Origin of the sequence: Laceyella tengchongensis, from assembly GCF_900182735.1 — a bacterium.
In the GTDB taxonomy this organism is placed as follows: Bacteria; Bacillota; Bacilli; order Thermoactinomycetales; family Thermoactinomycetaceae; genus Laceyella; species Laceyella tengchongensis.
This window is the reverse complement of the sequence record NZ_FXTU01000002.1, coordinates 357,084-373,056: the sequence shown is the minus strand read 5'-3', so window position 1 is coordinate 373,056 and position 15,973 is coordinate 357,084. Positions and strand designations below refer to the sequence as shown.

At 52.0% G+C, this 15,973-nt stretch carries 15 protein-coding genes; 14 read left to right on the top strand and 1 reads right to left on the bottom strand.

Features of this window, described 5'->3' with window-relative positions; genetic code table 11:
* Positions 1-12 precede the first annotated feature (12 nt).
* The 11 genes from QQZ12_RS05390 (at position 13) to QQZ12_RS05340 (ending at position 10,592) form a co-directional block, all read left to right on the top strand.
* A complete protein-coding gene (locus QQZ12_RS05390) occupies positions 13-2,169 on the top strand; it encodes an HD family phosphohydrolase (RefSeq protein ID WP_284724070.1) in 2,157 nt (718 codons plus the stop codon).
* Positions 2,166-2,636: an rRNA maturation RNase YbeY gene (ybeY, locus tag QQZ12_RS05385; RefSeq protein ID WP_102992966.1), complete on the top strand. Its 471-nt coding sequence runs from the start codon at positions 2,166-2,168 to the stop codon at positions 2,634-2,636. Before QQZ12_RS05390 ends, ybeY begins: the two co-directional genes overlap by 4 nt.
* 11 nt (positions 2,637-2,647) lie before the next feature.
* Positions 2,648-3,343 (top strand): diacylglycerol kinase, encoded by a 696-nt coding sequence (locus QQZ12_RS05380; RefSeq protein ID WP_102992965.1) that lies wholly within the window; start codon positions 2,648-2,650, stop codon positions 3,341-3,343.
* Between the two features lie 69 nt (positions 3,344-3,412).
* Positions 3,413-3,820: a cytidine deaminase gene (locus QQZ12_RS05375; RefSeq protein WP_102992964.1), complete on the top strand. Its 408-nt coding sequence runs from the start codon at positions 3,413-3,415 to the stop codon at positions 3,818-3,820.
* On the top strand, positions 3,810-4,712 hold the full coding sequence (gene era / locus QQZ12_RS05370; RefSeq protein WP_029071853.1) for a GTPase Era: 903 nt from the start codon (positions 3,810-3,812) through the stop codon (positions 4,710-4,712). The genes QQZ12_RS05375 and era overlap by 11 nt, the downstream gene beginning before the upstream one ends.
* 82 nt (positions 4,713-4,794) lie before the next feature.
* Entirely contained in the window at positions 4,795-4,926 is a 132-nt protein-coding gene (locus QQZ12_RS05365) for a YqzL family protein (RefSeq protein ID WP_022736641.1), read from the top strand.
* Between the two features lie 17 nt (positions 4,927-4,943).
* Positions 4,944-5,696 carry a DNA repair protein RecO gene (gene recO, locus QQZ12_RS05360; RefSeq protein WP_284724069.1) on the top strand — a complete coding sequence of 251 codons (753 nt, stop codon included), beginning with the start codon at positions 4,944-4,946 and terminating at the stop codon, positions 5,694-5,696.
* Between the two features lie 342 nt (positions 5,697-6,038).
* A complete protein-coding gene (glyQ, locus tag QQZ12_RS05355; RefSeq protein WP_029071852.1) occupies positions 6,039-6,926 on the top strand; it encodes a glycine--tRNA ligase subunit alpha in 888 nt (295 codons plus the stop codon).
* Entirely contained in the window at positions 6,923-9,004 is a 2,082-nt protein-coding gene (gene glyS, locus QQZ12_RS05350; protein WP_284724068.1) for a glycine--tRNA ligase subunit beta, read from the top strand. The genes glyQ and glyS overlap by 4 nt, the downstream gene beginning before the upstream one ends.
* Positions 9,005-9,092: 88 nt before the next feature.
* Positions 9,093-9,671: a GNAT family N-acetyltransferase gene (locus tag QQZ12_RS05345; RefSeq protein ID WP_284724067.1), complete on the top strand. Its 579-nt coding sequence runs from the start codon at positions 9,093-9,095 to the stop codon at positions 9,669-9,671.
* Between the two features lie 186 nt (positions 9,672-9,857).
* Positions 9,858-10,592 carry an Imm26 family immunity protein gene (locus tag QQZ12_RS05340; protein WP_284724066.1) on the top strand — a complete coding sequence of 245 codons (735 nt, stop codon included), beginning with the start codon at positions 9,858-9,860 and terminating at the stop codon, positions 10,590-10,592.
* 62 nt (positions 10,593-10,654) lie between these two features.
* On the opposite strand, the gene QQZ12_RS05335 is transcribed toward QQZ12_RS05340, so the two are convergent.
* Entirely contained in the window at positions 10,655-11,569 is a 915-nt protein-coding gene (locus tag QQZ12_RS05335; RefSeq protein WP_284724065.1) for an apurinic/apyrimidinic endonuclease family protein, read from the bottom strand.
* A gap of 210 nt (positions 11,570-11,779) precedes the next feature.
* Here QQZ12_RS05335 and ccpN point away from each other — a divergent pair, with 210 nt between their 5' ends.
* The 3 genes from ccpN to ppdK are packed head-to-tail and all read left to right on the top strand — an operon-like array spanning position 11,780 to position 15,900.
* The gene (ccpN, locus tag QQZ12_RS05330) at positions 11,780-12,403 is read left to right on the top strand and encodes a transcriptional regulator CcpN (RefSeq protein ID WP_029071851.1); all 624 of its coding nucleotides are present in this window, start codon (positions 11,780-11,782) and stop codon (positions 12,401-12,403) included.
* Between the two features lie 27 nt (positions 12,404-12,430).
* On the top strand, positions 12,431-13,252 hold the full coding sequence (locus QQZ12_RS05325; protein ID WP_022736633.1) for a pyruvate, water dikinase regulatory protein: 822 nt from the start codon (positions 12,431-12,433) through the stop codon (positions 13,250-13,252).
* Positions 13,249-15,900, top strand: coding sequence for a pyruvate, phosphate dikinase (gene ppdK, locus QQZ12_RS05320; RefSeq protein ID WP_284724064.1), 2,652 nt, complete (start codon positions 13,249-13,251; stop codon positions 15,898-15,900). The genes QQZ12_RS05325 and ppdK overlap by 4 nt, the downstream gene beginning before the upstream one ends.
* Positions 15,901-15,973: the final 73 nt, after the last annotated feature.

Below are 15,973 nucleotides of genomic sequence, written 5' to 3'. Positions count from 1 at the left end.
GTCGGTTCAACGATGAAAGAGAAAAAGGAACCGTCATCCACAGGTGCGCTGTCATGGTTCACTGACAGATGGAAAACGAGCATACGCATGCATTTGTTGTTATACGCGATCTTTGGGATCGCGTTCTATTTATTGCTCATAAAACATATTTTACCTGAGCGGGTAGAGATTCAAACGGGCATGGTGAGTCCGGAAACCATCGTCTCTCCAGTGACTAAGATTGACCTGACGGCTACCGAAGAAGCCAAGAAACAGGCGGCAGAGAAGGTGGACCGGGTTTATGCCAAGGATGATCGGTTAACCAATCAACAGATAGACAAGATTGACCGTTTTTTCGCGGATATCCGCAAAATCCTTTCCGATGACGGCCTGTCCCAAGCTGAAAAGGAAAAACAAGTGAAGACGGTGTTGAATGAAACGATCTCGGATGATTTTCCAGAGTCCTTTTACCACACGCTGTCCACCTTGTCTCCTGAAGCGTTGACGGATGTACGTTTGAAAGCGCGTGAAATCGTTCATGACATTTTGGAAAAAGGCGTTCGCCAATCTGAATTGAAGGAGAAGCGCGAATCCGTCGACGACAAGATTTTGGCTACGATGATTGAAAATTCATTGGACTCCAAGGCGCGGATCGTCCTTAGGGAGATTGCCAAAAAAAGCATTGTGGCCAACGAATTTTACGATGTGAAGCAGACGGAACAACTGCGCGATGCGGCCAGAGAGGCTGTTCGGCCGATCCCGATCAACAAGGGACAAATTATCGTCGCGTTGGGCGAAGTGGTCACAGAAGACCAATACCGCAAGCTGGAGGAGTTGGGGTTGCTACGAAAGGACAGTAATTTCTTGCCCCACCTGGGCTTAGGCTTGCTGGTGATTTCCATGTTAAGTGCACTGTTCTTCTATATTCGCCGTTTTCACCGCTCCGTATTCCGCAACAACGCTAGGCTACTCCTGTTGTTCAGTGTGTTGTTGTTAACCCTAGTGGGGATGAAGTTTATCGCCTTTGGGCAAAATTTGGAATGGAGTATGATCGGTTATTTGGCTCCGGTCGGTTTAGGGACCATGCTGATCACCCTGCTTTTGAATATGGAGCTGGCCATTGTCTGCGCCATGTTGTTGGCCGTGGCCGCAAGCATGTTATTTAATGGGGAGAACCATTTGCTGTTCGATTTCCGATATGGATTGGTCTCTTTGATCAGCGGTACCGCCGCGGCGTTCGCTTTAACAGATGTGCGCAAGCGTGGCGCCATATTGCAGGCCGGGGCGGTTGCAGCGGTGGCGAGCATGTTTCCGATTACCGCTTTGCATTTCATGTTGCCTTCAGAAGGGACCTGGACGGTGTTACTCCAATCGCTGGCGTTCGGCGCGCTCTCTGGGTTGTTTTCTGCGGTGTTGACAATGGGCTTTTTGCCCTACTTTGAAACGGTATTCGGCATCTTGTCCCCTATGCGTTTGATCGAGCTCAGCAATCCAAACCATCCGTTGCTACGGCAGTTGTTGATCAAAACACCGGGTACCTATCATCATTCGATCATGGTTGGTAATTTGTCTGAGGCGGCGGCGGAAGCGATCGGCGCGGATGGGTTGTTGGCCCGCGTGGGTTCGTATTACCATGACATCGGGAAAACGAAGCGGCCGCAGTTTTTCATTGAAAATCAACTGAAACGCTTGAATCCCCATGACAAGATTTCACCTAACTTGTCCAAAACGATCATCATCTCCCATGCGCGGGATGGTGTAGAGATTTTGAAGCAACATAAAATTCCCAAGCAGATCCAGGATATCGCGGCACAGCACCATGGGACGACCTTGATCAAATACTTCTACTACAAAGCATTGCAACAGGAAAGAGACGGCGATCAGGTGCGACAAGAAGATTACCGCTATCCAGGGCCGAAAGCACAGTTTAAAGAAGCGGCGATCGTGGGGATTTGCGATTGTGTCGAAGCGGCGGTTCGTTCGTTGTCGCGGCCGACGCCGTCGCGCATTCAAAACATGGTTAACAAGATCATCCGGGATCGCTTGGAAGATGGACAATTCAACGAATGTGATTTAACCTTGAAAGAGTTAGAAATCATTGCTAACTCGATTTGTGAGACCCTGCAAGGCATTTTCCATTCACGAATCGAATATCCGGAAGAACCCGTCAAAGGAGCAAAACAAGGATGAAGTGTAAGATCGAGCTAAATGTGGAAATAACATTGACACCAGATGAACAACATGCGATCAACTGGGTGGAAGCCGCGCTCAATCGAGCGGCAGAGGTGGAAGAGCTACCGCCCGTCGAAGTCTCGGTAACCATTGTGGATAATGAACGGATTCATCAATTAAACAAAGAATATCGCGATGTGGACAGACCGACGGATGTCCTCTCCTTTCCGTTGTGGGAGCCGGATGAGGAATGGGTGATCGATGAGGAAGAAGAGCGAGTGGCACTCGGGGATATCGTGATCTCCCTTCCCAAAGCCAAGGAGCAGGCTGAAGCGTATGGCCACACCCTTGACCGTGAAGTAGGTTTTTTGGCTGTCCATGGCTTTTTACATCTGCTTGGCTATGACCATGAGACCAAAGAAGAAGAGGAAGAAATGTTTGCGAAACAGGAGGAGATTTTAAGCCTGGTTGGTCTCCATAGATAGGAGGCAAGCTTGTGTGGGTGACAAAACTGATTAAAAGCTTCATTTTTGCGTTGGAGGGATTAAAATATACGATCGGTACCCAGCGCAACATGCGGATTCATTATGTCGCGGCTTTAATCGTCTTATTACTCGCCATGTACCTCCCGATGAGCAAAGTGGAAGTCTTGGTTTTGTTTGTTACGATCATCTTGGTGCTGTTCGCCGAATTGATCAATACGGCGATTGAAGCGTTGGTTGATCTGGTGACCGAAGAGTACCACCCCTTGGCTAAAGTGGCCAAGGATGTGGCGGCCGGCGCTGTTTTGCTAACGGCGGGCCTGGCTGTGATCGTGGGCTTTAGCGTGTTTTATCCCTATCTTCAGTCATTGTTTTTTTCACTCAAGACGTCGGAAACGGCGTCCTATCCCGCCAATATGGGATTAGCAGTTATCATTGTGTTTAATTTCTTTTTGACGATGTTTCTCAAAGGGTGGTTGCACCGTGTGGATCTGGCTGGTTGGGAACCCAGCATGATCACGTCGCTCTCTTTTTGCGTGGCCGCTTTGATCATTGCGGTAACAGGGAACCTCTACATCGGGTTGTTGGCCCTGTTGCTTTTGGGTATGGTCATGGGCGTCCGTTTGCGGGATCAAGTGAACCGCAAGCCCATCCTGCTCGGCGCGGCCCTGGGAACCATCGTGGCCGGAATCGGGGTGCAATTCTTGTAATGCCCCCCTTTTTTTTTCTATAATAATGGAACCCTGTTAAGCATGTGATTGTCGTTTAAGGAGAAGAGGATGGAAATGGAAAAGTTGATCGAAGCTGCAAAATCGGCAAGGCAGCGGGCGTATGTGCCCTATTCCCAGTTTCCCGTCGGTGCGGCTTTACTGACGGCGGATGGGAAGATCATCGCCGGCTGCAACATAGAAAATGCGTCTTACGGATTGAGTAACTGCGCGGAGCGGACAGCGCTGTTCAAGGCCGTGTCGGAGGGGCACCGGGCGTTGGAGGGGATTGCGATTGTCGCCGACACCCCGGGGCCGGTTTCCCCTTGTGGAGCTTGTCGCCAAGTCATGGCGGAGCTGTGCCCGCCTGATATGAAAGTGTGGCTTGCCAACATGAAGGGAGAAACCACGGTGACGACAGTGGGTGAGTTGTTGCCGGGAGCGTTTGGAAAGGAAGATTTAGATGGCCATGGACAATAATTACCGCTCGGGATTTGTGGCATTGATCGGTCGCCCAAATGTGGGTAAATCTACTCTTATGAACCATGTGGTGGGGCAAAAGATCGCCATCATGTCAGATAAACCGCAGACGACCCGCAACAAAATTCGTGGGGTGTATACCGATGAGAGAGGGCAGGTCGTCTTTTTAGACACGCCGGGGATTCACAAGCCACATTCCAAATTAGGGGAGTTTTTGGTCAAGACAGCCCGGGATGCCCTCGATGAAGTGGATTTGGTGCTGTTTTTGATTGATGCCGCGGAAGGGTATGGGCCAGGGGATCGCTATATCATGGAAAATCTGCGCAATGTAAAAACCCCTGTGTTTCTGGTCGTCAACAAGATTGACCAAGTCCATCCGGACGAGTTGTTGCCGCTGATCGACCGTTATCGTAAGGAATTTTCGTTCAACGAGGTCGTGCCGATTTCGGCGTTGCAGGGCAACAATACCTCCACGCTGATGGATTTGCTGATAAGCCATTTGCCGGAGGGCCCACAATATTATCCCGCTGACCAGGTGACGGATCACCCAGAGCGGTTCATTGTCGGGGAATTGATTCGTGAAAAAGTGTTGGAGATGACCCGCGAGGAAATCCCTCATTCGGTGGCGGTTGTGATTGAGGAGATGAAGCGGCGTGAAGACAAAGACATCGTCGACGTCCGCGCGGTCATTTATACCGAGCGCCCCTCCCAAAAGGGGATTTTGATCGGAAAGAAAGGCTCATTGCTCAAGGAAGTGGGGAAGCGGGCCCGCGAAGAGATGGAGCGGTTGCTTGGAACCCGTATCTTCCTCGATCTGTGGGTGAAAGTGAAGAAGGATTGGCGCAATGAGGAGATGATGTTGCGGCAATTCGGATACCGCGAAGAAGAGTAATACCAATTTTTCCATCTAATACTCCTCGCCTTTCTAGTTCATCCTAAGTTTGTGTATCGCACAGCCGAAAGGATGATGCTAGTTGCAAAATCTGGCCTGGAATATCTTTCAGCGAACGGGGAGCGTTGACGCTTACCTGTTGTACAGAGATTTGGCAGTGCCCCAGCAAACGGATGGGAATGAACGCCCGGAAGAGGACGAGGAGGACGGTTAGGAGAAAGGGCGATTCGCTTGTTGAACAAATTTGAAGGGATTGTCCTGAAGGCTCGGGATTATGGGGAAAGCCATCAGATTGTGACGGTGTTCACTGAGTTTTTGGGCAAAGTGGCCTTGATGGCCCGCGGGTCCAAAAAAACGAAGAGCCGTTTCAGCGCCGTGACCGAGCCTTTCACCGTCGCCCATTTCGTCAGCTTCGGCGGCGGTGGCATCGTTTCCTTGTCTCAAGCGGATCTGTTGGATTCGCATCATGGGATCCGTTCTGATTTATTGCTTACTTCATACGGAGCATATTGGTTTGAATTGATTGATAAAAGCTTGGCGGAGAAAGAACCGCATCCCGCTTTTTACCGCCTTCTGAAAACATTGCTGTCCCGGCTGGAACAAGGGACTGACCCCGAAATTTTGACCAGGGTGATCGAGTTGAGAATACTTTCTCTAGCCGGAAGCGCACCCGTGTTGGATCATTGTGCGCATTGCCGTCAAGATTCGCGCCCGGTTCGGTTTAGTGTGACCCAGGGTGGCTTTTTGTGCGAAGCATGTGCCCACCTTGATCCACGCGGGCTTTCGGTATCGCCAGCAGTAGCCCGCATCTTACCGCTGTTGGGCCGCCTTGCCCCTGAGCGGATGGGCGAAGTGACGGTCAAAGCAGAAACAAATGAACAGTTGGAGGCGTTGCTCCGCGCGTTTATGCAAGAGCATCTGCCTTGGGAGTGCAAATCGCACGCTTTGCTTGACAGCATACGCAAAACTTGGGCTGGCGGATGATTGACAACGGCTTTTGATTTTGTTATATTTTTTGCCATGAAACGCTTGCTTGTGATATAGAAGCAAGCCGTAGGCTAGATCAATGCGAGCGTGCGCGAAGAAGGAAAAGGAGTAGCCAAGACGGCCGTGCAAAGCGAACCGGGGAGGGTGGAAGCCTGGTGACGGTGCTTGGTGAAGGGCAGTTCCGGAGCGCACCATACTGAGAGCGGGCTGGCGATACGTTGTCAGCCAAATAGGGTGGAACCGCGGGAAATAACCTCTCGTCCCTATGGCAAACACTTCTTTTGTCATGGGGCGAGAGGTTTTTTAGTGTTTAAAAAGACGTGGGGGGTTGTGTATTTCATGAATATGCAACAAATGATCAAACAGTTGCAGGAATTCTGGTCGTCGCAAGGTTGCGTCCTCGTGCAACCATACGACACGGAAAAAGGGGCTGGCACGCTGAATCCGATGACGTTTTTGCGCGCGCTCGGCCCGGAGCCATGGAAAGCGGCGTATGTGGAGCCTTCGCGCCGTCCAGCTGACGGGCGCTATGGCGAAAATCCGAACCGGTTGTATCAACACCATCAATTTCAAGTCATTTTAAAGCCGGTGCCTGAGAATATCCAAGAAATTTATTTAGACAGCTTGAAGGCGCTGGGGCTTGATCCGCTTCAGCATGACATCCGCTTTGTGGAAGATAACTGGGAAAATCCCACTTTTGGCGCTGCGGGATTGGGCTGGGAAGTATGGGTTGATGGAATGGAAGCAACCCAGTTCACCTATTTCCAACAAGTGGGGAGCATGGATGTAGAGCCGGTGTCGGTGGAGTTGACCTACGGGCTGGAGCGGCTGGCGCTCTACATACAAGACAAAGAGAATGTGTATGAGCTTGAATGGGTGGATGGCGTGAAGTATGGCGATGTTTTCCAGCAACCCGAATACGAGCATTCCAAATACACGTTTGAAATCTCTGATAAAGAATGGCTGTTCCAATTGTTTGACCAGTATGAGCGTGAGGCGAAGAGAGCGTTGGAGGAGAATTTGGTTTTCCCGGCATATGATTATGCGCTGAAATGTTCCCATACCTTTAACCTGCTCGATGCACGGGGAGCGATCAGTGTGACCGAACGCACCGGTTACATTGGCCGGGTACGCAACCTATCACGCCGCATCGCCCGCGCGTACATTGAAGAACGTGAAAAATTGGGCTTCCCATTATTGAAAGACAAGGGAGGGGAATCGAAATGAGCGAACGGGATTTGCTATTGGAAATTGGTTGCGAAGAGGTGCCGGCGCGGTTTATTGACGGGGCGGTACAGCAACTAGGGGATAAGTTGTCCGCTTGGTTGACAGAAAATCGCATTCAGCATGGAGCAGTGAAAACCTATGCGACACCGCGGCGCTTGACGGTGCTCATCAACGCTGTGGCTGAGAAGCAAGCCGACAAGGAAGAGGAAGTGAGAGGCCCAGCGGCGCGGATCGCTAAGACTCCGGACGGAGGCTGGAGCAAAGCAGCCGAAGGATTTGCGCGCAAAAACGGGCTGACCGTCGACCAGCTCACTTTGAAAGAAGTGAAGGGTGAGACCTATGTGTTCGCCCAGTTGCATCAGCCAGGTGAAGAGACGGTTGCCCAGCTGTTGAAGGGACTGCCGGAAGTGATCTCCAGTTTGCACTTCCCCAAAACCATGCGGTGGAATGACCGCACCCGATTCATCCGCCCGGTGCGCTGGTTGGTCTGCTTGTTCGGAGAAGAAGTGGTGCCAGTGGAATGGGCGGGGTTGAAGGCTGGCAATCTCACTCGAGGCCATCGCTTCTTAGGACAGGAAATCGCGCTGACAACGCCAGAACGCTATGTAGAGGACTTGCGCGGCCAATATGTGCTCGCCGACGTCGAAGAACGCCGCAACTTGATTTTGAGCCAATTGCGGCAGCTGGAGGAGACGCACAACTGGAAAATCCCCGTTGATGAGGGGCTGTTGGACGAAGTGACGCATCTGGTGGAATACCCGACTGCGTTTTACGGCACATTCTCCGCAGAGTACTTAGCAGTGCCCCGCGAAGTGCTGATTACTACCATGCGCGAACATCAGCGGTATTTCCCAGTGGAAGACCGATCCGGCCAATTGCTTCCTTTCTTCGTGGCTGTTCGCAACGGTGACAGCAACGGGTTGGAGAATGTGGCCAAAGGGAATGAAAAAGTGCTGCGCGCGCGGCTGGCCGACGCCCGTTTCTTCTACGATGAAGACTTGAAATTGCCGATTGAAGAGGCCAATGCGAAGCTAGCCAACATCGTCTACCAAGAAGAGTTGGGGAGCGTCGGTGACCGGATCGGACGGATTGGAGAGGTGGCTCGGATTTTAGCCGAACAAGGGGGCTTGCCCGTCGACCGATCCAAACTGAACCGCGCTGCCGCGATTTGCAAATTTGACCTGGCCACGCAAATGGTCGGGGAATTCCCGGAATTGGAAGGCATCATGGGCAGCCATTATGCGTTGGCGCATGGAGAAGACGCGGAAGTGGCAGAAGCGATTCATGAACACTACCTGCCCCGTTTCGCAGGAGATGACGTGCCGCAACATCTGCTCGGCGGATTGATCGGTTTGGCAGACAAAATGGATGCCATCGCCGCTAGCTTTGGTATCGGCATCCAGCCGACAGGTTCGCAAGACCCCTATGGCCTTCGTAGAAAAGCGGCCGGCATCGTGCAGATTCTGCTGAGCCCCTCCTTCCAGTCGCTTTCGCTCACTGCGTTGATCAAAGCGGCGGTGGATCAGTTGGCGCAGGCTGGTCTTCTCAAAGTGGAACGCCTTGAGGTCGAACGGGACTTGCTCCAATTCTTCGCTTTGCGCCTGAAAGCCGTCATGCAAGAGATGGAGATTCGCTATGATGTGATCGAGGCGGTGTTAGGAGGAGAACTGTCGTACCCAGCGTTTATCATCCGTAAAGCGCAAGTACTGATGGATCAGTTGGATCGAGATGCGTTCAAATTGGAAGTGGAAGGCTTCACCCGCGTGGCCAATTTGGCAGCCAAAGCAGACGATACAGCTGTGACGGCCGATTTGTTCGCTGATCCGGCTGAACACAGCCTATATGAAGCCCTTAACCGCGCCAAAACGGAGTGGGAGCGGGCAAAAGAGAACGATGATCCCGGCGCTCTCTATCACGCCCTGATGATCATGGTGCCGGAAATCCATCAATATTTCGATCAGGTCATGGTCATGGTTGATGATGAAACGGTGAGAAAAAACCGCTTGGCCCTGTTACGGGAAATCACGTCGTTGACAAGCGCATTTGCCGCGTTTGAACATGTGGTCTTCCCTGCCTGATTTGTATCCAAAACGCAAGCTTTCACTCGCTTGCGTTTTCTTTACAATGTCGGATTCCCATCACTCGCTGTGAAGGAGGAAGAGACCGGTGTTTTATTTTCCGGTGAATGAACAGCTTTCATTAAAGTTGCCCACGCAAGCAGATCGGGAAGAGTTATACGCGGTCGTCGATCAAAATCGCTGCCATTTGCGTCCTTGGTTGCCTTGGGTGGATGATATGAAATCACCCGACGACTATGAATCCATCATAAAAAAATGGTTGAACCAGTACGCTGACAATCAAGGATTCCAAGCGGCGATGGTGCTGGAAGGCAACATTGTCGGCATGATTGGTTTCCATCAGTTAAACTGGCTCAACCGCCAGGGAGAGATCGGCTACTGGCTTGCTGCCGATCAGCAAGGTAAAGGGCTGGCAAGTGCAGCGGTCCGCGCGCTTCTTGCTATCGGCTTTGAGCATTACGGCCTCATTCGCATCGAGATTCGGGTGGCAGCCCCCAACCATCGAAGCAGGGCGATCCCAGAACGATTGGGATTTCGGAAGGAAGGGATACTGAAGGAAGCCGCCCATCTGTATGGGCGATTTGAGGACATCGTCGTATACGGGATGACGGCGACGGAGTATCATCAGGGGATTGGAAGGGAAGGCGCAGGTTGTAACATAAAATAAAAGATTTAAAATAAGATGTGGAACCCTTATGTATGCTGATCAGCCATGGAATAGGAGGCAGTGATGGAAGCGGAAAGGGCTTTGCGCGCTATTCGCTTCCGTCTGCATCTATTAAAGGCGACAATCGGCATCGCTTTTGAAACCATTAGATACATGCTAAACGCTGGGAGAGTGTGATACCCGATCATGCCAAGAAAAAAAGAGACAACACCAAAGAAACCGCATCCGCATGAGCAGCTGTTGAGCCAAATCCTAAGTGAGACTTGGATCAATCTCGCCCGCACCAGTGTCGAGCAAATCGGACGCACACCGACATTGGAAGAATGGCAGGGCATCATGCAAGCCTCCCTCGCCATCGCGGGAGAACGCGCCAGTGACGAACTGGCTGGTAAGCAAGTGACCGATTGCAAAATTAAAGTGAAAAAAGCGCCCAAATCGGCCAAATCCGACCAAATTCAACCGGGTGATATCGTGGCTATACCGCTGTTGGACGGTAAGCTGACCGGATACGCCATGATTGTCCGCGGTGGGAAGCCAGATGAGCCTTGGTACCTCGAATATTATGACCTGTTCAGCAAAAGAGCGATGACCTTGGCCACCTTCAAGAAGAAAGAGAAAAAACAAATATTTACTTTGTGTACGGAGGCGGCGCCGATTCTGACTGGCGCTTGGAAACGGATCGGCAAGATGCCGTTTGATGAGGCAGCCTATCAACTGCCTGATTTTTATGGGTACGATATCACGTTTTTTGGGAACAGCCGTTTATATTATATCAGCCGTGGGGCGGCCAATTCGCCGGATGCCAGGGAATACGGCGTCTCCAAAGAGGAGGCAGAAGCAGTGCGTAATCCAGACGGCATCCATTCACGACAGCAAGTGGAAACCTGGTTGTATGAGGTATTCGTAAGCGCCAATCAATGAAGCGACCGAGGCCATGGGGAAAACGATCTTTCCCAATGGCCTCGGTGTAAAGATCATACCTATTATGTCCGTTTTAATTCATGAAGTGTGGCCAACGATTGCTGTAGCGCCTCTTTTCCGCCGACTGCCAGCACAATGGGGAGAGAGGGGTCGACTTGTTCAGCGAAGTCGATCAATTCATCGTAGGTAGATTCGGGAAACGGGATGTGACGGGTGGACGGGGTGTCCCCCCAACTGAGGGCATAACCCAACCGTACCAGTCCGATGCGTTCTTTGCACAGTTCGTGGAAGCGTAGCCAATGGTTTGGAGCGTGCAAAATCTCTTGCTCTGTGGCTCCGGCAAATAGGCTCCGAGAACGGTGCATATAAGTGAGCGCATTGGACGTAATCCGGGCATGAGCCGTGTCAAAACAGATCTGCACGGGGGCTTGCTCGGTTAATTGCAAGAGATGGCGGGGGGTTCGCAGAACTGGATAAAGCATGGAATGGCCCGGTTCGAAATATGCATCTCCGCCCATCGGCGCATTTTCGATGAACAACTCAATGTTGGCCGCTTTGCCGAGTTCGTGCAGTTGGTTGAGTTGTGCGGCGATGCGCTTTACCAACTCGCTTTTCATCTCTTGCAAGGAATGGAAATCGGTGGGGTGGTCATCCATGTATTCAAAGATCGCACCGAGTGGCACCGGAGCGGCGTGGCATACCAAACGGGGTCTTTCCAAGTTTAGCTGGGCGATGAGCGCAAGCCAATGTTTCCATTCTTCCAATGGAAAAGGGGATGTGCCCAATCCCAGGGAAACAGGGGCTCGGAAGGCGACCGGTGTGAGCTTTGACAGTTGCAGTAGCTCCGATAGCTCGGTGGCCGAATAGGGATCGTTAGGGAGTTGCAATTCAATCTGCGGGCAGCCGGCGTCCGCCGTTTGGCGCAACGCGTGAAAGTGAATGGGACAATATGCGGCAATCGGATTGGTGAACAGCATGTTATTCATCTCCTATGATTAATTAGAATCCATGTCCAATACTTAATCAGATTTTTGAAATCTAGTTGCTTATAGCGTAACCCGTGAGCCAAAAAATTGCAGTGGTAAAAACAGAATGATTTAGTATATACTATATCTAGATTATCATAAAATAGTATGTCATATTAAAATGAGATATTTTGCTCCACCAGGGGGTGTAAGCGTATCGAACTGACGAAGCGCCAAGAAAAAATCCTTGAGATCGTGAAGGCGGAAGGCCCGATCACAGGTGAACAAATCGCGGAAAAGCTGAAGTTGACTCGAGCGACACTAAGGCCTGACTTGGCCATCCTAACCATGGCTGGTCTGTTGGACGCCCGGCCTCGCGTTGGCTATTTCTATTCCGGAAAAACGACGAATCAACTGCTGGGTGAACATATCCGCAATTTATCTGTGCGAGATTACAAGTCTCTGCCTGTCGTGGTTCGGGAGGAAACATCCATTTACGACGCGATTTGCACGATGTTTTTGGAGGATGTGGGTTCCCTGATTGTGACCAAAAATGAGGGGCAATTGGTTGGCGTCGTTTCCCGCAAAGACCTGTTGCAGGCTGCAATGGGTAAACAAGAACTGCGTTCGATGCCTGTTGGCGTCATCATGACGCGCATGCCGAATATCGTCACGTGCACGCCCGATGACACGCTCTATTATGCGGCGGTGCAAATGATGCGGCATGAGGTTGATTCACTTCCTGTCGTGCGCCCGTTCCAAGATCGTCCCCAAGAGATGGAAGTGGTCGGTCGGATCAGTAAAACTACCTTAGTGAAAGCATTTGTCGAACTAGGACAACCGTAACCCGGTTGAAGGAGGGAAGCCCAATTCATGATTGAACATCAACCTGTCGTTTATGTGGTGTCTGACTCTGTAGGTGAGACGGCGGAGTTTGTGGTGCGGGCGGCATCCATCCAATTCAATGGAGCGTCCCTGGACATCCGTCGCATCCCTTACGTCACCGATAAAGAGACCATCAAAGAAACGGTGCAAGCCGCCAAAGAGGAAAATGCTCTGATCGCGTTTACATTAGTGTTGCCTGAATTGCAACAGCTATTGATTGAGGAGGCTGAACGGAAAGATGTGCCGTATGTGGACATCATGGGGCCGATGATCCGCGGCATGTCTCGCCTGTACCAAATGCAACCGCGCCAGGAGCCGGGCTTGATCCACAAGCTGGATGAAGATTATTTCCGCAAAGTGGAAGCGATCGAATTCGCCGTCAAATATGATGACGGCAAAGACCCGCGCGGCGTGCTGGGGGCGGATGTGGTGCTAATCGGTGTGTCGCGCACTTCCAAAACCCCATTATCCATGTATTTGGCGCACAAGCGGTTGAAAGTGGCCAATGTGCCCCTTGTGCCTGAAGTAGAACCGCCTGAAGAATTGTTTGAAATCCCGGTGAACCGATGCATCGGTTTGACGATTGATCCACAACAATTGAATAATATCCGCCAAGAACGATTAAAGTCACTGGGCTTGGCCACAGGTGCCAACTATGCGAGCATGGAACGGATCATTTATGAGCTGGAATACGCGGATCGCGTGATTCGGCGTCTCGGATGTCCAGTGATTGACGTTTCCAACAAAGCGGTAGAAGAAACAGCGAACATGATTTTGGATATGCTCAAAAAGGGGGGCACTCCGGCATGACTGTGAAAACCATTTATTCATTTGCAGAAGGGAAGGCCGAGTGGAAAGAGCTACTAGGGGGAAAGGGAGCCAATCTTGCGGAGATGACGCGGGTGGGGCTCCCTGTGCCACCCGGATTCACGATTACCACAGAAGCTTGCCGCCGTTTTTTTGCTGAAGGCGAACGGTTGCCGGAGCAAGTTGCGCGTGAACTGCGGGAAGCCTTGGACGCTTTGCAAGAACAGACAGGGAAGGTGCTGGGTAACCCCGACGCCCCTCTGCTGCTGTCTGTGCGGTCGGGCGCGGTGCATTCGATGCCAGGCATGATGGACACGATCTTGAATCTGGGCTTGAATGATGATACGGTGGAAGGATTGGCCAAGCAGACCGGCAATCCCCGTTTTGCGTATGATTGTTACCGCCGTTTGATCCAGATGTTCGGCAACGTGGTGTTGGGGCTTGATCACTTCCACTTTGAACAGATCATGGAGCGGCACAAGCAGGCGGCGGGTTTGCGCTTGGATACCGAGCTTTCCGCCAAGCATCTGCAAGCGATCATCGAAGAGTATCAAGGGTTTATCTTGGAAAAGTCAAAACGGCCATTTCCGCAAAATCCGCTGGAACAATTGCGGCAGGCGGTGGAAGCCGTATTCCTCTCTTGGAACAACGCTCGCGCCCGCGTTTATCGCAAGATTCACCGCATCCCGGATGATTTGGGCACGGCGGTCAATGTGCAGGCGATGGTGTTCGGCAATCGCGGCAACGATTCCGGAACTGGGGTGGCCTTTACGCGCAATCCCGCGACGGGAGAACAAAAATTGTATGGGGAGTTTCTCTTGAACGCCCAAGGCGAAGATGTGGTGGCGGGTATCCGTACGCCGAGGCCGATTGGGGAGCTGGCTGAGAGCATGCCGGAAGTGTATGAGGAACTCATGATGTTTGCAAAACGGTTGGAACTGCATTATAAAGACATGCAGGACATCGAGTTCACGATTGAACAAGGCAAGCTGTACATCTTGCAAACGAGAAACGGCAAACGAACCGCCCAAGCCGCGGTCAAAATCGCTGTCGACTTGGTAAATGAAAACGTTATCACCCGGGAAGAGGCCTTGACGCGTATTGAACCGGAAATGATTGAACGGTTGCTTCATCGCCAATTTGCGGAACTGGGCGAACGCAAACCCTGGGTTAAAGGTTTGCCGGCTTCGCCTGGAGCGGCGACGGGCCGCATTGTTTTCAGCGCTGACGATGCCGAGCGTTGGGCGAAAGCGGGTGAAGCGGTGATTCTGGTGCGGCCGGAAACGACACCGGACGACATCCACGGCATTCTAGCCGCCAAAGGCATTCTCACCAGCCGGGGCGGCATGACCAGCCATGCCGCCGTTGTCGCTAGGGGCATGGGCAAGGCGTGCATCTGCGGATGTGAGGAGTTGCGCATCGACGGTAAGCGAAAACAGGTAAGCGCGGCTGGACAAACCTTGCATGAAGGGGATCGCATCTCCATCGACGGTGGCACGGGGATGGTCTACCTGGGTGAGTTGCCGCTGATCGAACCGATGTTGTCAGCCGAATGCGAGGAATTGCTCGCATGGGCGGATGAAGTGAGACGCTTGCAGGTACGCACCAATGCTGATACACCGGAAGATGCCAAGAAAGCACGTGCGTTTGGTGCTGAAGGCATTGGCTTGTGCCGTACCGAACATATGTTCATGGATGCAGGCCGTTTGCCCGTTATGCAAAAGATGATTATGGCTGAGACGCTTGCGGAGCGCAAGGAGGCCCTAGAAGAGCTTTTACCGATGCAGAAGGAAGATTTCGTCGGGTTGTTCCGCGCGATGGAAGGATTGCCCGTCACCATCCGATTGTTGGACCCTCCGTTGCATGAGTTTGTGCCAGACCTGGAAGAGCTAGTGGTATCGCAGGCCAAGCGTGAAAGCATGGGTGACATGGACCCGCAACAGCGGAAACAACAGGAGCAGTGGATCAAAAAAGTGCGGGCATTAAGTGAAGCCAATCCGATGCTGGGACACCGCGGTTGCCGTTTGGCTTTGACTTACCCGGAAATCGCTGAGATGCAGGTGGAAGCGATTGGTCTGGCAGCAGCTGAATGCCTGTCCCAAGGCATTCGGGTGCAGGTGGAGATCATGGTTCCGTTGGTCGGCCATGTGAATGAGCTGAAGCGATTGCGCCAGATCATTGAAGGGGTGCTGGCACGGTATGAGGCGCCAAATGGTTCATCCATCGCTTTTCGGGTGGGAACGATGATCGAGGTGCCGCGGGCGGCGTTGACTGCTGATGAGATTGCCGCTGAAGCCGACTTTTTCTCCTTCGGTACCAACGATTTAACCCAGATGACTTTCGGTTACAGCCGTGATGACGCGGAAGGGAAATTCCTGCATGCTTATGTGGAAGAAAAAATCCTGCCAGAGAATCCATTTATGGTGCTGGATCGCGACGGGGTAGGCAAGCTGATCCGTTGGGCAGCCGAGCAAGGGCGGAAAACCAATCCGCAATTGAAGTTGGGTATTTGTGGAGAGCATGGTGGCGAACAAAAGTCGATTCAGTTTTGCCATGAGGTGGGGCTCGACTATGTGAGTTGTTCTCCTTACCGCGTTCCTTTGGCTCGTCTCGCCGCCGCGCAAGCAGAGATTGCACGACGCAGCCAGTAGGGGATCGTCGGCTTTAAGGACAGATAGATTGGGACAAGGCATCGGCAACGCCAGGCATTTTGCGATGTCCAAG